The 20,460-nt window shown below is 59.7% G+C and carries 15 protein-coding genes; 9 read left to right on the top strand and 6 right to left on the bottom strand.

Annotation, left to right across the window (positions count from 1 at the left end; translation table 11 throughout):
• Positions 1-6 precede the first annotated feature (6 nt).
• From ASU33_RS00940 to ASU33_RS00915, 6 genes are all read left to right on the top strand, one after another.
• Positions 7-1,335, top strand: coding sequence for a serine hydrolase domain-containing protein (locus ASU33_RS00940; protein WP_078062768.1), 1,329 nt, complete (start codon positions 7-9; stop codon positions 1,333-1,335).
• Positions 1,336-1,728: 393 nt separating this feature from the next.
• Positions 1,729-2,787 (top strand): MBL fold metallo-hydrolase, encoded by a 1,059-nt coding sequence (locus ASU33_RS00935; RefSeq protein WP_059067233.1) that lies wholly within the window; start codon positions 1,729-1,731, stop codon positions 2,785-2,787.
• Positions 2,788-2,893: 106 nt separating this feature from the next.
• Complete coding sequence (locus ASU33_RS00930) at positions 2,894-3,424, top strand: LVIVD repeat-containing protein (RefSeq protein WP_078062767.1); 531 nt, start codon at positions 2,894-2,896, stop codon at positions 3,422-3,424.
• Positions 3,425-3,428: 4 nt separating this feature from the next.
• A complete protein-coding gene (locus ASU33_RS00925) occupies positions 3,429-4,193 on the top strand; it encodes an LVIVD repeat-containing protein (protein ID WP_059067231.1) in 765 nt (254 codons plus the stop codon).
• A complete protein-coding gene (locus tag ASU33_RS00920) occupies positions 4,193-4,891 on the top strand; it encodes a hypothetical protein (protein WP_059067229.1) in 699 nt (232 codons plus the stop codon). The genes ASU33_RS00925 and ASU33_RS00920 overlap by 1 nt, the downstream gene beginning before the upstream one ends.
• 282 nt (positions 4,892-5,173) lie before the next feature.
• The gene (locus ASU33_RS00915) at positions 5,174-7,609 is read left to right on the top strand and encodes a S9 family peptidase (RefSeq protein WP_059067227.1); all 2,436 of its coding nucleotides are present in this window, start codon (positions 5,174-5,176) and stop codon (positions 7,607-7,609) included.
• Between the two features lie 57 nt (positions 7,610-7,666).
• On the opposite strand, the gene ASU33_RS00910 is transcribed toward ASU33_RS00915, so the two are convergent.
• A complete protein-coding gene (locus ASU33_RS00910; RefSeq protein ID WP_059067225.1) occupies positions 7,667-8,032 on the bottom strand; it encodes a winged helix-turn-helix transcriptional regulator in 366 nt (121 codons plus the stop codon).
• Between the two features lie 180 nt (positions 8,033-8,212).
• On the opposite strand from ASU33_RS00910, the gene ASU33_RS00905 reads away from it, so the two are divergent.
• Positions 8,213-8,929: a pirin family protein gene (locus ASU33_RS00905; RefSeq protein ID WP_059067223.1), complete on the top strand. Its 717-nt coding sequence runs from the start codon at positions 8,213-8,215 to the stop codon at positions 8,927-8,929.
• Positions 8,930-9,000: 71 nt separating this feature from the next.
• Positions 9,001-9,396 (top strand): OsmC family protein, encoded by a 396-nt coding sequence (locus ASU33_RS00900; protein WP_059067221.1) that lies wholly within the window; start codon positions 9,001-9,003, stop codon positions 9,394-9,396.
• Between the two features lie 66 nt (positions 9,397-9,462).
• On the opposite strand, the gene ASU33_RS00895 is transcribed toward ASU33_RS00900, so the two are convergent.
• Positions 9,463-11,475 carry a monovalent cation:proton antiporter family protein gene (locus ASU33_RS00895; protein WP_059067218.1) on the bottom strand — a complete coding sequence of 671 codons (2,013 nt, stop codon included), beginning with the start codon at positions 11,473-11,475 and terminating at the stop codon, positions 9,463-9,465.
• Positions 11,476-11,956: 481 nt separating this feature from the next.
• Here ASU33_RS00895 and ASU33_RS00890 point away from each other — a divergent pair, with 481 nt between their 5' ends.
• Positions 11,957-13,561, top strand: coding sequence for an OmpA family protein (locus tag ASU33_RS00890; RefSeq protein WP_078062766.1), 1,605 nt, complete (start codon positions 11,957-11,959; stop codon positions 13,559-13,561).
• 87 nt (positions 13,562-13,648) lie between these two features.
• On the opposite strand, the gene ASU33_RS00885 is transcribed toward ASU33_RS00890, so the two are convergent.
• The 4 genes from ASU33_RS00885 to ASU33_RS00870 are packed head-to-tail and all read right to left on the bottom strand — an operon-like array spanning position 13,649 to position 20,392.
• On the bottom strand, positions 13,649-14,251 hold the full coding sequence (locus tag ASU33_RS00885; protein WP_059067214.1) for a nitroreductase family protein: 603 nt from the start codon (positions 14,249-14,251) through the stop codon (positions 13,649-13,651).
• Between the two features lie 39 nt (positions 14,252-14,290).
• Complete coding sequence (locus tag ASU33_RS00880) at positions 14,291-17,683, bottom strand: multidrug efflux RND transporter permease subunit (RefSeq protein ID WP_078062765.1); 3,393 nt, start codon at positions 17,681-17,683, stop codon at positions 14,291-14,293.
• Positions 17,680-18,975, bottom strand: coding sequence for an efflux RND transporter periplasmic adaptor subunit (locus tag ASU33_RS00875; protein WP_078062764.1), 1,296 nt, complete (start codon positions 18,973-18,975; stop codon positions 17,680-17,682). The genes ASU33_RS00880 and ASU33_RS00875 overlap by 4 nt, the downstream gene beginning before the upstream one ends.
• A gap of 16 nt (positions 18,976-18,991) precedes the next feature.
• Entirely contained in the window at positions 18,992-20,392 is a 1,401-nt protein-coding gene (locus ASU33_RS00870) for a TolC family protein (protein ID WP_078062763.1), read from the bottom strand.
• Positions 20,393-20,460 lie beyond the last annotated feature (68 nt).

Here is a 20,460-nt window from a genome sequence, read left to right as displayed (position 1 = left end):
CTTACTATGTTTGTACATCTACGCCTTTCATTGCTGTTTCTGCTGCTGACGGCGGCCTTGCCGCTGGTTGCGCAAAGTCCGCTGTACTTCCCGCCTAACTCAGGCACTACGTGGGCAGCCACCACGCCCCAAAGCTTAGGTTGGTGCCAACCGCAACTCGATACCTTGCTGAACTACCTAGCCAGCAAGCGCACCAAGTCGTTTATCGTGCTGAAGGACGGCCGTATGGTGGTGGAGCAGTACTACGGCACCTACACCCGCGACTCGCTGTGGTACTGGGCCTCGGCGGGTAAGTCGCTGACGGCTACCTTGGTTGGCATTGCGCAGCAAGAGGGCTTGCTGAGCCTCTCCGATAGCACCTCTAAGTACCTAGGGCGCGGCTGGTCGGCGGCGCCGGCCTCAAAGGAGCGGCTGATTACCGTGCGGCATCAGCTGAGCATGACTACTGGCCTCGACGATACCCCGCCCCTACCCTGCGACAACGAAACCACCTCGGCCGGCTGCTTGCGTTACTTAGCCGATGCCGGCACCCGTTGGGCTTACCACACGGGGCCCTACCGCTTGCTGCAGGATGTAATTGCCCGAGCCAGCGGACTTACCATCAACCAATACACCAACCAGCGCCTGGCCTCGCGCATCGGCATGAGCGGGCTGTGGTACAACGATGTGTACTACAGCCGCGCCCGCGACATGGCCCGGTTTGGCCTGCTAATTTTGAACCGCGGCACCTGGGAGCAAACCGCTATTTTGAGCGACGCTGCCTACTTCCAGGCCATGACTACGCCTTCACAGACCCACAACCGCTCCTACGGCTATTTGTGGTGGCTGAATGGCCAACCCTCGCACATGCTGCCCACCACGCAGTTGGTGTTCAATGGGCCTATGGTGCCCACCGCCCCCACCGATATGATTGCCGCCCTAGGCAAAAACGACCAGAAGATTTACGTGGTGCCAAGCCTGGGGCTGGTGGTGGTGCGCCAAGGCCAATCGGCGGGCGCCAGCAAACTGGCCGTGTCGTCGTTCGATGCGGAGCTGTGGCGACGCCTGATGGCGGCAATTCAGTGCCGGCCGCTGGGCTCGCGCAATAACACTGCAATAGGTGGCATCGGGGTTTTTCCGCAGCCGGCGGCTGAGCAGCTCAGGGTAACACTGCCCGCAAACCTCGGTAGCTGCACCCTAAGCTTGGTTACTGCCCTAGGGCAGTTAGTGCACTCCCAACGGAGCAGCAACTCCGAGGCGGAGCTTGACTTGAAACCGCTGCCGAGCGGGGTGTATTTCCTGCAAGTAACCGACTCGCAGGGGCAACTGCTAGCCACGCGCCGCATCGTGCACTAAACCTGAAATAGCATTTTAGGGGTACTTTTGGGCTTTTCGGGCGCGCGCCTACGTGCTAGCCACATCAAAGGTTACGCGAAAAACCCGTGCCGACACGGATTGCGCCCCCCCGGCCATCAGCTTACTTTGCAAGCACCAAACCGATGTATTGCTATCCACTCGCACACTTACACCGCTACCGAAACTGAGCGCCCCATACCGTAACTACCAGCCGGGCGCTGCTGGAAATTAGCTAACTTGTGATGCATCACAGTGCTGTATGAGCCCCTCCGCTACCACGGAGGGGCTTATTGCATTTATGCCCCGGCGGTGCGGAGCTTGTGGGCAAACATTTACCTAGGCGGTTGGGTACTATCTGGCAAGTCACAACTCGGCCACTCTACCCGTTATCCTATGGCTCGCTCCCGCCGCATTTGGTTGCCTTTGTTAGCTGCAGTACTGGTGCTGGCCGCAGGCGCCGTGCTGGTGGGCTGCTCATTGTCGGCGCCACGCTATAAGGGTCCGCGCTCCGAGCACTTTAATGGCAAGGAGTTCGTGAATCAGCCACCTGTTGAGGAAAAGGGCTTTGGCGGGGTGCTGAAGTGGATGTTCAACCGCGACAAAGACGAGTGGCCCGAGCAGCCTAATGCGTTTGTTGGCCCGCCTCCGGCCCGGCAAGTAGCAGCCGGCAAGGTCCGCCTCACGTTTGTGGGCCACGGCACGTTTTTGCTGCAGGTTGATGGGCTGAATATCCTCACCGACCCCATCTGGAGCGAGCGGTGCAGCCCCTTCAGCTGGATTGGCCCCAAGCGCATGCGCCCGCCGGGCCTGCGCTTCGAGGAGCTGCCGCGCATAGATGCCGTCGTTATCAGCCACAACCACTACGACCACCTCGACCTACCTACCTTGCAGCGCCTAGCCGAGCGCGATAAGCCGCTTATTCTGGTGCCCCTAGGTGTCAAAAAGCTGCTCGACGAAGAAGGCATTGCCAACGCCACCGAGCTGGATTGGTGGCAGCAGCGCGACCTAGGCCAAGCCATGCAGGCGGTGTGCGTACCGGCGCAGCACTTTTCAGGCCGCGGCCTCTCCGACCGCAACGCCACGCTGTGGGCGGGCTGGGTGCTGCGCACCAAAGCCGGCAAGCTCTATTACGCCGGCGACACGGGCTACGGGCCATTTCTGCAGGAAATTGCCCGCCGCGAAGGTCCAATTCAGCTGGCTATACTGCCCATTGGCGCCTACAAGCCGCAGTGGTTTATGGAGCCCATTCATATGTCGCCGGCCCAGGCCGTGCAGGCCCACCGCGACCTAGGCGCCGTGCGCAGCGTGGCTACGCACTTTGGCACCTTTCAGATGGCCGACGACGGGCTAACCGAACCCGTAACCGATTTGCGCCAAGCCATGCAGCAGCAACAGGTACCCGACTCGGCGTTTGTGGTTTTGCGCGAGGGCGTTGGCTGGCGCAAGCCCTAGGGCGCTGGCCGGTATTTAATTCGGACGCTTGCAACCATCTGCCGTTGGGCCGACTCTTGCCTAAGCCCGCGGTGCTTACTCGAGCAGGCAGCGGGCTTACCGGCCAATGTCCTTTTTCATGCGCCAACGCTACGTACCGCTACTCTCTGCAGGCCTTCTGCTGGGCCTTTCGGGCTGCTTTATTGATGTGGACGAACGCCCCGTGCTGCCGCCCTACCGCCCCGTTCTCATGTCGCGCGCAACGCTGGAGCAATCGGTGGCGCTGGTGCCCGCCCGCCCCATGCGCAACACGGGCAAAATCTACCTCAAGGATAAATACTTGTTCATCAACGAACGGTACGAAGGCATCCACATCATCGATAACCACGACCCTGCGCAGCCCCGCAACGTGGGCTTTTTGCGCATTCCGGGCAACGTTGATGTGGCCATGCGCGGCGCCCTGCTCTACGCCGACAACGCTGTTGACCTGGTAACCATCAACCTGGCCAACCCTGCCGATGCGCGCGTGGTAGGCCGCACCCGCAATGCCTTTCCGGAGCTGGCCCCGCCCGAGCCGGCGAGCATTGAGCCCGAGTACCGCCCCGAAAATCGCCCCACCGATGCTGTGGTAGTGGGCTGGCAAAAAGTAAACAACTAGCCGTATGCCGAACTCCTACTTTGTCCGTTTTGGCTACCTAGGCACGTTGCTGTTCGGCCTGCTCGTGGGCCTAGCTGGCTGCTCCTCTGATTCGTTCGACAGCAGCCCCAAAGGCGCCGACGTTGGCCAGGGCGGCTCGATGGCGCGCTTTGCCATCATGGGCAACACGCTCTACACCGTCGACGACCAAAGCCTGCGCGTGTTCGACCTCAGCAGCCCCACCAATGCGGCTGCCGTGCGCGTTACCAACTTAGGCGTGGGCATCGAAACCATCTTCCCGAAAGAGCCTTACCTGTTTATCGGCACGCAGCAGGGCATGTTCATTTTCGATGCCAGCAACCCGCAAAATCCCAGGCAGCTCAGCTATTTTCAGCACGTAGTAAGCTGCGACCCAGTGGTGGTGCAGGGACGCTACGCCTACCTTACTCTGCGGCAGGGGCGCACCTGCGGCGGCGGTGTCAATCAGCTGCAGGTAGTTGATTTGCAGAACTTGCAGCAGCCGCGCTTGGCGCAAGTGTACCCCATGGCCAAGCCCTACGGCCTAGGTGCCGACTCCACGCAGCTGTACGTGTGCGACGATGGCCTGAAGGTGTTCGACATTCGCCGCTCGCCCACGCTCACGCAGCGCGAGCACCACCGCATCGAGGCATTTGATGTCATTCCGAACCAAGATCTGTTGCTGGTAATCGGGGCCGATGGGTTGTACCAATACCGCCGCGGCAGCAACACCCTCACGCAGCTCAGCATGCTGCCCATTGCCCGCCCCTGATGCTGCCGCTCCGCACCCACCACACCCTTGTGCGCTGGCATACCCTAGGTGCCGGGTTGCTACTGCTGAGCATGTCCGCGGCAGCCCAAACACAGGAGGCACCGCCTCGGCCACATACGGCTTTGTTGAAGGTAAATGCGTTTCAGCCATTGGCCCGCAGCTACCAGCTGGAGTTCGAAAAGCAGCTGCCTGGGCACCCCAAGCACAGCCTTAGCCTTACGCCGCAGCTGTACCGCGGGCGCGTTACGCAGCTCACCTCCGACCACGAAGTGCAGCCCGACGAACGCATGCGCGGTTGGGGCTTGGAGTTGCTGCACCGCACTTACCTCATTCCGAACACCGATGCTGCGCTGGCCGGTTTTTACCTCGCTTACGGGCCGCAGTACCAGCGCCTCGAAATGCAGTTTAAGGCCAACGGTTGGCAACAGCTGCTCGCCAACGATGGCCTGACGTATTACCAATACGGCCCCATCGACTACACCGAAACCATTCGGCGCTACGGAGCTACCGCTGTGCTGGGCTACCAAAGCCCCCTCGACCTAGGGCGCGTGTACTTGGACTTTTACTTAGGCATTGGCTACCGCAACACGCAGTTTACCTCGGCCTTCCCAAAAAGCCGCTACCGCACCGGCCTTCTCGATTACGGCTATCAGGGGTTTTATATGCCGGCCGGATTTAAAATAGGGTTTTCACTATAAACACCTATCTATCGTTTACGTTGCCGCTTTTAGTAATGAGCTAGTTCTGCAGTACACTTAAGCCAAACTTTGCGTTACCTGTGCCTGAATCAAGCTCTGCTGAACAATTATCTGAATGGTGCTTTTCTCATATTAAAGGGTTAGCCGGCGTAGCCAAAAGGCAGGCAATTGATAATTTAACAAACTATAATTCATGCTTTTGCCGGGCAGCAATTGGCAAAACTGCGGGTTTGGATAGTATCTTCGTAGCTAATACGCTGCCTTAGCTGCACCAATTGCTACATGAAACACATTTTACTCGCAGGCTTTTTGGGTTTGACCGCCGTCGCGCAGGCTCAAAACGTCGCGTATCAGACGCCGCCCCGGGCCATTGCCGACATTGTCGAGGCGCCGGTTACGCCCCGCATCAGCCTATCGTCGGACGGTAAGTGGATGGCCATGTTGGCCGTGCAGGATATGCCCTCAATTGCCGAACTCTCGCAGCCCGAGCTGCGCCTGGCCGGCCTGCGCATCAATCCGCGTACCAACGGCCCGAGCCGGGTAAGCTACTCAACGGGCCTGATGCTGCGCCGCCTCGAAGACGGCAAAGACATGGGCGTGCTGAACCTGCCCACCCAAGCCCGCATCAGCGACGTAAGCTGGTCGCCCGATAACAGCAAGCTGGCGTTTTGCCACACCACCGGCAGCGGAGCCGAAGGCCGCATCGAGCTGTGGGTGGTGGATGTAAACACCTTCACGGCGCGTCGGGTACCGGGTATCACCCTCAACGCTACCCTAGGTTCTCCATACGAGTGGGTTTCTGATAACCAAACGCTTATCGTACGTGCCCTGGTAGCTGGCCGCGGTGCTGCGCCCAGCGCAACGGCGCCTCCTACCGGCCCCGCCGTGCAGGAAAACAACGGCAAGGCTGCCGGTGCCCGCACCTATCAGGACTTGCTGAAAAATCCCACCGATGAGCGCCTGTTCGAGCACTACGCTACCTCGCAAATGGTGCGCGTTACGCTCGAGGGCAAGCTGCAACCCATTAGCCAGCCGGGCCTCATTCAGTCGGCAGTGCCTTCGCCCAACGGCAAGTACATCCTCGTAAAAACTCGCCACCGGCCGTACTCCTACAACCTGCCCATCAGCAGCTTTCCGCTGAAAGTGGAGGTATACGACCTGACCACCGGCGACCCGGTGAAAACCCTCGCCGATTTGCCTTTGGCCGATAACGTGCCCACGGCTTTCGACGCGGTGCCTACCGGCCAGCGCAGCCACGGTTGGCGCGGCGATGCTCCGGCTACCCTGTACTGGGCCGAAGCGCAAGACGGTGGCAACCCCAAAACCGAGGCGGCCATTCGCGACAAAGTATTCACCCTGACGGCCCCCTTCACGGGCCAGCCCGAAGAATTTGCAGCCTTGCCGCTGCGCTACGACGGCATTACCTGGGGCAACAACTCGGTAGCCCTCGTGTACGGCAGCCGCTGGGCCGACCGCAAAGAAATTACCTGGCGCGTAACGCCGGGCGCCCTGCCCTCGCTGGCAGTGCTGTACGAGCGTTCGTCGCAGGATAAGTACACCGACCCCGGCACGGCTTACACCAAGCGCAATGCCCAGGGCCAACAGGTGCTCCTTACCGATGTTGCCAACAAAACCATCTACTTCACGGGCCTAGGTGCCTCGCCCGAAGGCGACCGTCCGTTTGTAGATGAGCTTGATTTGGCTACCAAGAAAGCAACCCGCTGGTGGCGCTCGGAGGCTCCGTATTACGAAGTACCGCTGGCCATCCTCGACGCTGAAAAGCGCCGCCTGCTGACGCGCCGCGAAGCCGTTGACCAAGCCCCGAACTATTACGTGCGCGATACCCGCGGCGGCAAGCTCACGGCCGTCACCAAGTTCCCGAACCCCTACGCAGCCTTTGGCGGCTCCTTCAAAAAGCAGGTGCTCCGCTACAAGCGTGCCGATGGGATAGAGCTGACTGCCAACCTATACCTGCCGCCCAACTACAAGCCCACCGATGGCCCGCTGCCCACACTGATGGAGGCTTACCCGGTGGAGTTTAAAGACAAGAAGAACGCCGGCCAAGTGTCGGGGTCGCCGTACACATTTACGCGCATTGGCTACGGCTCGCCCATCTTCTGGGTAACGCAGGGCTACGCTGTACTGCAAGGTGCCAGCATTCCGATAGTTGGCGAGGGCAGCAAGGAACCCAACGACACGTACACTGAGCAGTTGGTGAGCAGCGCTAAAGCTGCTATCGACGAAGGCAAGCGCCTAGGCGTTGTCGATCCGAACCGAGTAGCCGTAATGGGCCACTCGTACGGCGCTTTCATGACGGCCAACCTGCTGGCACACTCCAATCTGTTCCGGGCTGGTATTGCGCGCAGCGGCGCTTACAACCGCACCCTCACGCCGTTCGGCTTCCAGGGCGAGGAACGCACCTACTGGCAGGCACCGGAGGTGTACAACGCCATGTCGCCGTTCAACTACGCTAACAAGATCAAGACGCCGATCCTGCTAATTCACGGCGAGTTGGACAACAACTCGGGCACCTTCCCCATCCAAACCGAGCGTTTCTACTCGGCCCTGAAAGGCCACGGTGCTACCACGCGCTACGTGGTGCTGCCCTTCGAATCGCACGGCTATGCCGCCCGCGAAAACATCATGCACATGCTGTGGGAGATGAACGCGTGGTTGGACAAGTATGTGAAGAACCCCACTACCGCCGCGGCTAACTAATACCCTCGCTGAAGATACCAACACAAACGCCCGACCAATTGGTCGGGCGTTTGTGTTTTAGGCAATTTTAGTAGCTAGGTTTTGTCCACCAATAACAGCCTGGTTCTTCAGCCCCCACTCCTCAATGGCTTGGATAATGGGACCTAGGGAGCGGCCGCATTCCGTGAGCGAATACTCTACCGTGGGCGGTACCGTGGCGTAAGCTTGGCGGCTCACAATGCCGTGGCTTTCGAGCAGCTTCAGTTCTTTGATGAGCATACGCGGAGTGATGCCGGCCACATCGCGCTCCAACGTTTTGAAGCGGAGCGTACCATTTGCTAGCAGGCTGTGAATAATGGCAAACTTCCATTTGCCCTCCAGTACATCGAGCGTTTGGCGGAAAGCACAACCTCCTGCAAGTTTTTTTGGATTTTGCCCTTTCATATTTGTCTGATTATCAACAAAAGTTACACAGAGTATATTGATATACATCGGTGTAACTACTTGCAAAAGTATAGTAATGGGGTTCACATTTGCGCACCGGGCAGCCGAAATCCACACCCGATGCGGGCTGCTTAGGTAGTTTGTAACCCAATAAGGCGCCAAGCGCCTACCACTACGCATATGGCAAGCACTGTATTGCACCCCGCCGCCACACGCGGCCACGCCAACCACGGCTGGCTCAACTCTTACCACACGTTCAGCTTCGCCAACTATCATAACCCCGAGCGTATCCATTTTGGGGCGCTGCGGGTGCTGAACGACGACACCGTAGCCGGTGGCATGGGCTTTGGCCGCCACCCACACGACAACATGGAAATCATTTCCATCCCGCTGTCGGGCGACTTGGAGCACCAGGATTCGATGGGCAACAAGGCCGTGATTCGGCAGAACGATGTGCAGGTAATGAGCGCCGGCACCGGCATTGCGCACAGCGAGAAAAACCACAACCCAGATCAGGAAGTAAAATTCCTGCAGATTTGGGTGTTCCCGAACAAGCGCAACGTTGCGCCGCGCTACGATCAGCAAACTTTCAGCCCCGAGCAGCGCCACAACCAGCTACTGCAGGTGGTATCGCCCAACCCCGACGATGCCGGCGTGTGGATACACCAGGATGCGTGGTTTCACCTAGGCAAGTTCGATCAGGGCTTCGGCACCGAGTACCAGTTCAAGCAAGCCGGCAACGGGGTGTATGCGTTCGTGCTCGAAGGCGACGTTACCATCAACGGCCAGCCCCTGCACCGCCGCGACGGGTTTGGCGTATGGGATACCGACCGCCTCAGCATTCAGGCTGATAGCGCCGCCGAGCTGCTGCTGATGGAAGTGCCCATGCTCACCTAACTAACAGTACACAGGCGGTCCGGCTGCCGGTTGCCTAGGTGCTCTTTGCTTCACCGCTTGCTCCCACTGCCATGCCTACCATTATCGGCCGCATCGCCACCGACCCGTACGTAACGGACCTTACCAGTGATAGTGGCCACGCGCTGCTGGCCGATGAACCGCTAACGCAGGGCGGGCAAAACATGGGCCCGTCGCCGGCCGAGCTGCTGGCCTCGTCGCTGAGTGCCTGTACGTGCATTACCCTGCGCATGTACGCCGACCGCAAAGGCTGGCCGCTGGAGCAGGTGCAAACCGAAGTAAGCTTTGAGCGCGGCGCCGACCACGTGGTGCACCGCCTCACGCGCCAGGTGCAATTGCAGGGCCCGCTTTCGGATGAGCAACGCAAGCGCCTGTTGCAAGTAGCCAACGCGTGCCCCATCCACAAGGCTCTAACGGGTACCATCGAAATTGATACTACCCTGACCTAGGCGCCTGCGGGCACGTGGTACCGCCCCGCCGGCAAAACGCTACCGCTTGCCGGCGGGGCGGTTGCGCTAGGCAAGCTCGGGTTCAGGCTGCAGCTCGTGCGCGAGACGCTCCACCCGATCGGGCTTGCCGAACACGTACAGCGTATCGTGGCTGTGGATGACGGTATCGGGGCACATATCAGCGAGCATGTGGCCGTTGCGTCGAATGGCCAGCAGGTTTACGCCGTACTGCTGGCGCATCTCCGATTCGGAAAGGGTTTTGCCCACCAGCGTGGCGTGGTCGGGTACGGGCACGGTAGCTAACTCGTGGCCGGCCAGCCCTACGTGCATGCCCGACCACTCCGCATCGGTAAGCGAGCGGCTGCGCACGAGATTGCCGCCGCGCAGCTGCCGGATCAGGACATCTATCTCGTGCAGCGGCACCAAGTAGCGGGCCAGCACGCGCGCGAGAATTTCAATGGAGGTTTCCATTTCTTCGGCAATTACCTCGGTGGCGCCTAATTGGTACAGTTCCTTACGCTCGTGCAGGTACAGGCTGCGCACCATAACGCACGCATTGGGGTTGAGGCGCCGCACGGCCGCTACCACGCGCAAACTACCTGCAGGATCGGAAATGGCGATTACCACTACCCGAGCACGCTGGATGCGCACGTGCTCGAGTACGTGCGGGTGGGTAGCGTCGCCGTACAAAATAGGCTCGCCGCGCTTGAGTTGGCGGTGCACCGTATCGGCATCGGTATCGATGATGATGTAAGGAATATGCATTTGCTTGGCAGCTCGTACCAAGTTGCGCCCGTTCAGCCCGTAACCGATAACTACTAGGTGGTCGTTGAGCACGTGTTCACCTAGCGAGGTAGTGAGCTCCGACCGGGTTGGCTCGGGGTGTAAATGTTGCTCCAGCACCTGCGGCAGCGGCAGCCGCATCATGCGCGATACCACCGGCTCGGCCACCAGCATTACTACCGGTGTGAGGCACATGGTAAGGATAGAAATGGCCAGAAATAGCTGGTAGCTATCTTGGCTGATAAGGCCCGCCTTGAGCCCGGCCAACGACAGCACAAACGAAAACTCGCCCACTTGGCACAGTGCTAACCCCGCCAACAGCACAGCCCGCACCGGCACCCGCAAAAACGCTGCCGCTGCCGGCGTGAGCAGGATTTTGAGCGACATTACGCCAAGGGTAAGCAGCAGAATTTGCACCGGGTGCTCGAGCAGCACGTGCACATCGAACAGCATGCCGATGGACACGAAGAAGAAGCTGGCAAATACCTCCCGAAAGGGGAGCACATTGCTCACGGCCTCGTAGCTGTACTCCGATTCGGAAATGATAAGCCCGGCTAGGAACGCCCCTAGGGCCATAGATAGCCCTGCTTCGGCCGTAAGCCACGCCACGCCTAAGCACGTGCCGATAATGGTGAGCAGGAATACCTCCTGGCTGCGGGTGCGGGCTATTACCAGCAATAAGCGCGGCATTAGGTACTTCGCGCCCAGCACGACCAGCGCAAGTACCCCAAGCATTTTGGCGAGCATAATGCCGAGCGTAAGCCACGGGCTACCGATAATCTGCCCGCTGAGCAGCGGCACCAGCAGCATCATGGGCACCACAATCAAATCCTGAAAAATTAGAATGGCCAAGATTACCTGCCCGTGTACCGACTCTACCTGCGACTGATCCTGCAGCAACTTTAGCACGATGGCGGTGCTGCTCAGGGCTATCAAAAAGCCCCAGAACAGCGCCGTAGCCGGCGGGCTGCCCATGCCGCGCGCCAGAACATACACGGCCGCCATGGTGAGGCCTACCTGCAGCGCACCGCCCAGAAACACCGCGCGCTTGATGCGGCTAAGGCTGTGCAGCGAAAACTCCAGCCCGATAATGAACATCAGGAGCATTACCCCGAGCTCGGCCAGGTGATTTACCTTAACCGGAGCTTGTACCAGGCCCAAGGCATAGGGCCCAGCCACCATGCCCGTCACCAAGTACCCAATAATAGAGGGCAGCTTGATGCGGTTGAAGAGCAGGATTACGCCTACCGAAAGCAGTAGGATAATCATCAAATCGGAAAGTAAGTAACCGTGCATGGCAGCAGGTGTTGGCCAATGCCAACGACTGGTTAATGGCCGCCCCGTAGCACCTGGCGCAGCTCCATCAAGTCCAGCAAGAGTGTGTTTGCGACCCGTCAATAGGTCATTCCCCGCATATACCCGGTTTCAGCGCCCGGGTGCCTCCTTCACGCAATCGACTACAAAATACTACAGGCTGTTGCCATATTACAACTCAACAACCCCTTTTACTGGCATCACATCATCATGTGATGCGCGCTTTCAGGCTACCGCCTGAGCCAGTTAGCACTGGCAAAATGACGCCGCTTACCCCGCATGGGTGCGCCCCTTTACCTGATCTTGTTCCTGGCGGGAGGCGGAGCTAAATGCGCAGTTAGTAATGCTGAGCGTAAAGCTTATACGCCTACGCTAATTGTACCTCAACAACTTTTCTGATTGCCCAGGGTATATAGAGCCAGCTGAATAAGGAGCACTTTTCTCATTCTAAGCTGGACTTTATATGACTCGACTTCGACTACTCCCACCCGTTGCCGCGTTGGGACTGGCCTTGGTGGCAGCCGCGCCTACAACGGCTCAAGCCCAAAACGCCGACAAAAAAACCGGAATTAGCCTCTACGGCAGCACCCTGCAATACAAAGGCAACCTAGGCTCGCAATACTGGCGCGCCGCCGACAACGTAGAGTTTGGCGCCGGCCTTTCGGTGTACCGCTACCTCACGCGCGGCCTCGATATCGGCGCCGATTTTAACTACGGCGACATGCTGTTCCGCACGGGGCAAGGCGCGCCGTACTACGGCTCGTACCTCGATGCCAACGTGGCCACGGCCAACCTAGGGCTGCGCCTGAAGCTGCCCGTTAAGGAAACGTTCTTCGTGCAGCCTTATTTGCTTGTAGCGCCCGGCATTGTGGTCGTCAGCAACGATGGGCAGCTGAACATCAACAACCAGCAGCAGGGCTTCGACCTGAGCAACACTTACTTTGATGTGCACGGGGCCGCTGGCCTGCGTTTCCGGGTTTCCAACGGGGTGAGCTTGTTTCTGCAAACCGGCCAGCATTGGCCCGTCAACGCCAACTTCGACAACATCCAAACGCGCGACCCCAACAAATGGGACGACCGTTTTCTGCAGCACTCGGCGGGCCTCACGTTTAACCTAGGCCAAACCAAAGACGAAGACCAGGACGGCGTGCCCGACCGCAAGGATAAGTGCCCCGGCACGCCCACCGGCGTGCAGGTTGATGCCAACGGCTGCCCCATTGATACCGATAAAGACGGGGTGCCGGATTACCAGGATAAGTGCCCCACCGAAGCCGGCAAGGCCGAGCTTGAGGGCTGCCCCGACCGCGACAACGACGGCGTGCGCGACTCGGAAGATCAATGCCCCGACACCCCCGGCAAGCGCGAGCTGCAAGGTTGCCCCGATGCCGATAACGACGGCGTACGCGACCAAGACGACAAGTGCCCCGACACCCCGGCCGGCGTGAAAGTGGACGCCTCGGGCTGCCCCGTTGACACCGACGGCGACGGCGTACCCGACTACCAAGACCGCTGCCCCAACACGCCCGGTCCGGCCTCGAACAAAGGCTGCCCCGAGATTAAAGAGGAAACCAAGAAGCGCCTGAAAGAGGCCACCAAGTACATCCAGTTCGAGTTCAACAAGGCCGTGCTGAAGCCGTCGTCGTTCCCGACGCTCGACAATTTGGTGCAGATTATGGAGGAGTACCCCGACTACACGCTCAGCATTGCCGGCCACACCGACAACAAGGGCTCGGACCCGTACAACCTGCGCCTCTCGCACGACCGGGCCGCTTCGGCGCGCACCTACATGCTCAGCAAAGGCGTACCGGCTACGCGCATCGAGTCGCGTGGTTACGGCGAGCTGAAGCCCATTGCCGACAACGCTACCGAGGCCGGCCGCGCCCTCAACCGGCGCGTCGAGTTCGACCTGTTCCTGACCGGCGACCCGAACTCGGCTGAAGTAAAGTACGGCCCCGAGCCGCCCATGCCGGCCGAAACAGTAACGCCTACGCCCCCCGCCAAAGCTGCGCCCAAAAAGCCAGCTACCAAAAAACCTGTTCCTCGCAAACCTGCACCTAGGCGCCGCTAGCGCCTAGGTGCCCGCTCACATAGCAAGAAAGGCCAGCTGCCCTGCAGCTGGCCTTTCTGTTTTGTAGAGCACGAGTGTTGTGGTGGGCTATTCCGTTACCCAAGTCACCTTGTCGGCAATGGGCTTGCGTATGTTGCTCCCGGGCTCGGTTTGCACATACCCTAGGTAAAAGAAGCCCAGCAGCTTGTCTTCGGGAGCAAGGCCGAAGAACGGTTTGGCCTCTTCCATGTAGGTAATGCCGCCCGAGCCCCAGTAACCACCTAGGCCGTAGGCGGTGGCTGTAAGGTGCAGGTTTTGCACGGCGCATGCCACGGCGGCCACTTCCTCTTCTTCAGGCAGCACAAAGTGGCGCTTCAGGCCAATGGCAATTACGTGCGAGCTGCGCATAGGATTGTGCAGCAGCTTCTGGTACTTCTTCTCATCGAAGTTGGGGCCGGCTTGCTGCCTGTACAGCTCGGCCTGAAACTCGGCTAGCTTGCGGCGGCCCTCCCCGCTGAACACCACAAAGCGCCACGGCTCGGTGCGCTTGTGCGTGGGGGCCCAGTTGGCGTTTTCGAGCAGTTGCTGCACTACCTCGTCGGGTACTTGCTTATCGGGCACAAACTGCACCGGCTGAATGCTGCGGCGGGCACGCACCAGTTCGTTGATGCAGGTAGCCCACGCGGTGGGGCTTACTTGTTCGTCGTTCATAACATTGCAAAGTAAAGCGCCGCCCTTCAGCTTGTGTACCTAGGAATCCTTGCGGGGCGGCTTGTCGGCGGCTGAAGAATCTTCCGCATCGTTCTGGTTTTCCTTAGGTGCAGGGGGCTGCTCGTTGGGCTTGCCACCTTCGGCAGCGGGCTGTTGCTTATCACCTTCTTGCGGCTCTTCTTCTTGTTTGTCGGCCTCCTCGCGCTCTTTGCCTTGCTGCTCCAGCTCTTCCAGCTTTTGCTTGCCGTAGGCTTTGCGGGTGATGAACACGTAGCACACCGCCACAATAAATGTGGCCACCGTGGTCGCTACCAACATACCGCCAAAAATCGTCCAGCCGATGGTTTTGCGGCTTTCGGCGCCGGCGCCCGAGGCAATCATCAGGGGTACTACGCCCAGCAAGCACGACATCGAAGTCATCACGATGGGCCGGAAACGCAGGCGCACGGCTTCGAGCGTAGCTTTCACGAGCTCGGTGCCGGCATCAACGCGCTCCTTGGCGTATTCCACAATCAGAATGGCGTTTTTGCCGGCCAGGCCCACCAGCGTAACCAGCCCAATTTGGGCGTACACGTTGTTGGTGAGGTTGGGCAGCAAACTCAGGGTAAGAATGGCACCTAGGGCGCTAATAGGCACCGATACCAGCACCGCAAACGGCACCGACCAGCTTTCGTACAGCGCGGCCAGCACCAAAAACACAAACACCAACGACAACCCGAAGATGTAGAGCGACTGGGAGCCGGCCAGCTTCTCCTCGCGGCTCAGGCCCGAAAACTCGTAGCCGTAGCCCGGTGGCAAGTTTTCGGTGGCTACTTCTTCCAGGGCCTTGATGGCGTCGCCGGTGCTATAGCCCTCGCCAGGGTCGCCGTTGATGTCGGCCGAGCGGAACAGGTTGTAGTGCGAAACCAGCGGGGCACTCTCGGCCAGGGTGTAGCTCACGAGCGTGCTCAGGGGCACCATGCCGCCGTTTTGGTTGCGCACGTAGTATTGGTCGAGGTTTTGGATGTCGCCGCGGTAGCTGGTATCGGCCTGCGCTACCACCCTAAACGTGCGCCCGTACAGGGTAAAGTCGTTCACGTAGGCCGAGCCTAGGTAGGTTTGCAGTGCCTGCCCCACCGCCGATACCTGCACGCCCAACTTCTTGCACTTTTCGCGGTCGATTTCGAGCTTGTAGCCGGGCGTGTTGGTGGTGAAGAACGAGAAACCCTTGGCTATTTCGGGCCGCTGCCGCATGGCACCCAAGAAGCGCTGCAGCGTGCGGTCGAACTCTTTGATATCGGTAGTCGACTCGCGCTGCTGCAGAATAAACGAGAAACCCGAGGTGTTGCCCAAGCCCGGAATAGCCGGCGGCGGAATCACTACTACGCGCGCTTCCTTAAACTTGGCAAAGCGCCGCTGCAGCGAGTCGACCAAGGCCTGCGAGCTGAGTTCCTTGTCTTTGCGCTCATCCCAAGGCTTTAGTTGGCAGAAGATGGTACCGCTGTTTGATTTGGACGAGAAGTTTACCGCGTTCAGGCCCGCCAAGCCCGAAAAGTGGTTGACGCCGGGCGTGCGTTGCAGCTCCTTCATCATGCCCTGGAGCACCGATACGGTGCGGCCGGTAGAGGCCGCTTCGGGCAGTGTAAAGGTGATGATCAGGCGGCCTTCGTCTTCCGTCGGGATAAAGCCCGAGGGCTTGATACGGTACAGCAGCACGGTGCCTACCAGTATGGCCACCACCCCTGCCAACACCCAGCGCGGGTAGTTCAGCCCTTTCTCAACGCCGTTGGTATAGCGGTTAGTAAGGTTGCCAAACCAGCGGTTAAACCAATCGAAAAAGCGCCGGAGGTAGCCTTTGGCTTTGTGCTTGGGTGCTGCTTGCTCGTTGGTTTCGGTTGGGGTTTGTTGCGCTTGCTCGCCTTCGGCGGGTTGGTTTTCGGTTTGTTTGCGCGGCTTCAGGATTAGAGCGCACAGAGCCGGCGTAAACGACAGCGCCGCAAACGTGGAAATCAGCACCGAAACAGCAATAGTGAGTGCAAATTGCTGGTACAGCCGCCCCGTAATGCCCGGAATAAACGCCACCGGCACAAACACCGCAATCAGGATAAGCGAGGTGGTAACTACCGGCGTCGAGATTTCGCGCATGGCCTCTAAAGTGGCCTCGCGGGCGTTCATGCCTTTCTCGTCCATGTTCAGCTGCACAGCCTCCACTACTACAATGGCATCGTCGACCACGATGCCGATGGCCAGCACCAGCCCGAACAACGTGAGCGTATTAATGGTAAAATCGAGCGGCACAAAGGCCATGAACGGGCCCACCACCGCTACCGGAATTACCAGCGCCGGAATAAGCGTGGCGCGCCAGCTCTGCAAAAACAAGTACACCACCAGCACCACCAGCACCAAGCACTCCAGCATGGTTTTGAATACCTCCTTGATAGACACCTTCACCACCGAGGCCGCCTCAAACGGAATCATGTAGTCGAGGTCGGCGGGAAACTGCTTTTTCAGCTGCTCCATGGTTTCCTCCACGTTCTGGTAGGTTTCGAGGGCGTTGGAGCCGGGGGCCTGGTACACCAGCAGGTAAGCCGCGCGCTTGCCATCCACAAACGACACGTTGTTGTAGTTGTATTTGCCGAGCTCCACGCGGGCCACATCGCGCAAGTACACCACCGAGCCATCCTCGGGGCGGGTTTTCACGATTACATCGCTGAACTCCTCGGGCGTAACCAAGCGGCCGCGCACTGTAACGGCGTACTCAAAGCTTTGGCCCGGCTGCTGCGGCATGGCCCCTACCGAGCCGGCGGCAATCTGGGCATTTTGCTCCTGCAGGGCAGCCGTAACCTCGGCGGCCGTTACGCCCAGCTGCGCCAGCTTATCGGGCTTCAGCCAAATGCGCATCGAAAAGTCGTCGGCGCGGGCGTTAATGTCGCCTACTCCCTTGGTGCGCAGCAGCGCGTCTTTGATGTAGATGTTGGCGTAGTTGTCGAGGAAGGTAATGTTGTGGGTGCCTTTGGGGGCGTACAGCGCCACGAGCATCAGAATGCTGGGGTTGCGCTTGCGCACCGTAAGCCCTAGGCGCTGCACCTCCTGTGGCAGGCGCGGCAGGGCAATGCCCACGCGGTTTTGCACATCGAGGGCGGCTACGTCGATGTCGGTATCCACATCGAAGTTCACCGACATGCTCATCTGCCCGTTGTTGGCCGAGGTGCTGGTGAGGTAGGTCATGCCCGGTGTGCCGTTCACTTGTACTTCCACGGGCGTAGCCACCGTTTGCTCCACGGTTTCGGCATCGGCGCCCACGTACGTACCCGACACCGACACCGTGGGCGGCGTGATTTGCGGGTATTGCGTGATGGGTAGGTTGAGAATGGCCAACACCCCAATCAGCACAATAACAACCGAGCAGACGATGGCCGTAACGGGGCGGCGGATAAAGGTTTCGGCTATCATGGCTGGCCTGCTTGTTTTCGGCCGCCACCTTTTTGGGCTGCTTTGTCGGCGCCGGGGCCGCCCTTGCCGCCGCCTTGTTTGGGCGCACCTAGGGTTACCACGGCACTGTCGCGCAGCTGCTGCAAGCCTTCCGTTACAATCTTTTCGCCCTCCTTCAGGCCTTTCAGCACCACTATCTGGTCGCGCAGGCGGGGCCCCAGCTCTACTTTGCGCTGCAGGGCTACGGTGTCGCGCACCACAAACACAAAACTCTCGCCCATTTGGTCGAGAATGGCTTTGTGCGGTACCACCACCTGCACGCCCGAAGCGCGGTTGAGCACCCGCAGTACCGTGCTCATGCCGTCCTTCAGCAGGCGCTGTTGGTTACCGAACTGCACGCGCACCTGCGTGGTACCGGTTTGGTTATCCACGCCCCGATCAATAGCCAGAATACGGCCGCCATCGGCGTAGAGCTTGCCATCGGGCAGCAGCAGCCGGAAGGTGGTATCGGCCCCGGAGCCGGCACGCTGCTCCTGCTGCAAGGCCACATAGCGGCCCAACTCCTTTTCGTTGATGACGAAATCGACGCCAATCGGATCTTCGCTCGATAAGGTGTTCAGCAGCGTGGTGCCGGGGCTCACCTGCGCACCTAGGCGCACCTGCGAAATACCAATGCGGCCCGTGAACGGCGCATTTATCAGCGAGTAGTCGAGGTCGGTGCGGGCAGTAGCTACGGCGGCGCGGGCCACCTCCACCTGGGCGCGGGCGCTGGCTTGGGTGGTTACGGCGTTGTCGAGTATTTGCCGGGCCACGGCATCTTGCTCGGCCAGCCGCTGGTAGCGCTGCAGATTTAAGTTGGCGTTTTTCAGCTCGGCTTGCGCGCTGAGCAGGTTGGCCTGCGCCTGGTTGAGCGCAGCTTGGTACTTGCGGCGGTCTATTTCATACAGTGGCTTGCCTTTGGGCACCAGTTCGCCTTCCTTGAAAAAGATGCCCGTAATAAACCCGGCCACTTGGCTGCGCAGCTCCACGTTGTTTAGGGCTACCACGGTGGCGGGGTACTCGTCGTAGTACACGGCGGGACGCTTGGTGGCGGCTACTAGGCTCACGGGCGTAGGGCCAGCCTCTTTGCCGCTGGCGCCTTGGCCTTCGGCTTCTTTCTCCTTATCGCCGCAGGCCGCAAGCAGCAGCAACCCGCCTACTGCTAGCACGTGCCCTAGGTGCACTACCCTGCGTTGCTGGCCAGGCAGGCAGCGGCTACCGCGGCGAAGCCATTGCCAGATAAAGAAAGCCCTAGGTGTGTGGTATAGTGGCATGGTGGATAGAGGCGGCTTAGTAGTTGATGGGCAGCTCGCCCCGGGCCCGCTGCAAATCGACTTTGCTGCTGAGCACCTGAAACAAGGCCACGTAGTAGTTGAGCTGGGCGGTGCGCAGCGTGGTTTGGGCTACCAGCACATCGAGGTAGGGCTTAATGCCTTCGCGGTACTGCAGGTTTACCACGTCGTACACCTCCTGCGACAAAGCCAGGTTGCGCTTGCCCAGCTGGTAATCGGCGAAGTAGCCCTTGTAGGTGGCCAGCGCCTGCTCGTACTCGGTGGTAATGAGGTTGCGGGTGGCTACCAGGTCTTCGTCGAGGCGTTCGTCGAGCAGGCGGGCGCGGCGCAGGTTTTGCAGCCGCCGCGTGCCCGTAAACACCGGCAAGGCCAGCTGCACACCCGCAAACGAGTTGGGAAAGCGGCGGCTGTACAACCGCGAAAACTCGTTGTTCTGAAATACCGTGTTGTAGTTGCCGTAGGCCGAAAGCGCCGGCAAAAAACCCCAACGGTAGTAATCAATTTGGGCCGCTTGCAGGGCTTTTTCGGTTTGCAGCTGCTGATACTCGAGGCGGTTGGTGGGGTTTACCCCTAGGGTAGTATCGGCCAATGCATCCTGCTCGAGGCGTAGCGTATCGTAGCGGAGTTGCAGGGCTTGCTCATTGGGCAGGCCCATCAGCTGTTTCAGAAACGCCGTTTTGGCCTTGATGCTTTCGGCTACCTGTTTGCGCGCGGCCAACGAGGTATTCAGCGAAATTTCGGCTTGTTTGAAGTCGATTTTATCTGACACGCCGGCGTCGTAGCGGGCGCGGGCATCTTTCAGGGCGCGCTGCAGCCGGGTAATATCGGCTTGGTACACACCCAGCTGGCGTTGCGACAGCAGCACATCAAAAAAAGCCTTGCTGACATCGGCTACCACGTTGGTTTGCGTGGTTTGGGTGATTTGCCGGTAAAGCACGCGCGAAGGCCGGGCGCTGCGCAAGGCCAGCCATACCTCGTTGTTGTAGAGGGCCTGCGTACCGGCCAGCGAAAACGTGGAAGTGTTGCGCAAACCAATTTGGCGCGGCACCTGCTGGCCTTGCTCGTTCGGGAACACCGTGAATGGCAACTGAAAATAGTGCTGCGCATTGCCCGTGAGGTTTACCTGCGGCAGCCAGCCCGCCAACCCGATCCGAATGTCGGCCTCGTTGGTTTGCTCATCGAGCCGCGCCTGCCGGATGAGGGGCTGATTGCTGAGCGCGTATTGCAGGCACTGCTCCAGCGAAAGTTCGGGGCTGGGCGGCACTGGGCGGGCAGGTGCCTGCTGCCCTAGGGCTGGCACCGCGCGCAGCAGCCACACCAGCACCGCTACGGGCAGCAAGGCACGCCGCCAATGCGGAGTAGCTGGGCACAGCAATAACAAGAACAGCGCTGGGTGCATGGGCAACTTATGCGTGGGCTGCGTTACAGAATCACCGGCATCCGGCTCCGAAGCTTACCGCCCGCAGC

The sequence above is a fragment of the Solirubrum puertoriconensis genome, from assembly GCF_001483135.1.
In the GTDB taxonomy this organism is placed as follows: Bacteria; Bacteroidota; Bacteroidia; order Cytophagales; family Hymenobacteraceae; genus Solirubrum; species Solirubrum puertoriconensis.
The sequence above is the reverse complement of the archived record's forward strand: the minus strand, read 5'-3'. Positions and strand labels throughout refer to the sequence as shown.

Coding starts and splice junctions, on each gene's coding strand:
- ASU33_RS00940 (WP_078062768.1), top strand. CDS start 7: ATGTTTGTACATCTACGCCTTTCATTGCTGTTTCTGCTGCTGACGGCG.
- ASU33_RS00935 (WP_059067233.1), top strand. CDS start 1,729: ATGGCTCGCTCCCGCCGCATTTGGTTGCCTTTGTTAGCTGCAGTACTG.
- ASU33_RS00930 (WP_078062767.1), top strand. CDS start 2,894: ATGTCCTTTTTCATGCGCCAACGCTACGTACCGCTACTCTCTGCAGGC.
- ASU33_RS00925 (WP_059067231.1), top strand. CDS start 3,429: ATGCCGAACTCCTACTTTGTCCGTTTTGGCTACCTAGGCACGTTGCTG.
- ASU33_RS00920 (WP_059067229.1), top strand. CDS start 4,193: ATGCTGCCGCTCCGCACCCACCACACCCTTGTGCGCTGGCATACCCTA.
- ASU33_RS00915 (WP_059067227.1), top strand. CDS start 5,174: ATGAAACACATTTTACTCGCAGGCTTTTTGGGTTTGACCGCCGTCGCG.
- ASU33_RS00910 (WP_059067225.1), bottom strand. CDS start 8,032: ATGAAAGGGCAAAATCCAAAAAAACTTGCAGGAGGTTGTGCTTTCCGC.
- ASU33_RS00905 (WP_059067223.1), top strand. CDS start 8,213: ATGGCAAGCACTGTATTGCACCCCGCCGCCACACGCGGCCACGCCAAC.
- ASU33_RS00900 (WP_059067221.1), top strand. CDS start 9,001: ATGCCTACCATTATCGGCCGCATCGCCACCGACCCGTACGTAACGGAC.
- ASU33_RS00895 (WP_059067218.1), bottom strand. CDS start 11,475: ATGCACGGTTACTTACTTTCCGATTTGATGATTATCCTACTGCTTTCG.
- ASU33_RS00890 (WP_078062766.1), top strand. CDS start 11,957: ATGACTCGACTTCGACTACTCCCACCCGTTGCCGCGTTGGGACTGGCC.
- ASU33_RS00885 (WP_059067214.1), bottom strand. CDS start 14,251: ATGAACGACGAACAAGTAAGCCCCACCGCGTGGGCTACCTGCATCAAC.
- ASU33_RS00880 (WP_078062765.1), bottom strand. CDS start 17,683: ATGATAGCCGAAACCTTTATCCGCCGCCCCGTTACGGCCATCGTCTGC.
- ASU33_RS00875 (WP_078062764.1), bottom strand. CDS start 18,975: ATGCCACTATACCACACACCTAGGGCTTTCTTTATCTGGCAATGGCTT.
- ASU33_RS00870 (WP_078062763.1), bottom strand. CDS start 20,392: ATGCACCCAGCGCTGTTCTTGTTATTGCTGTGCCCAGCTACTCCGCAT.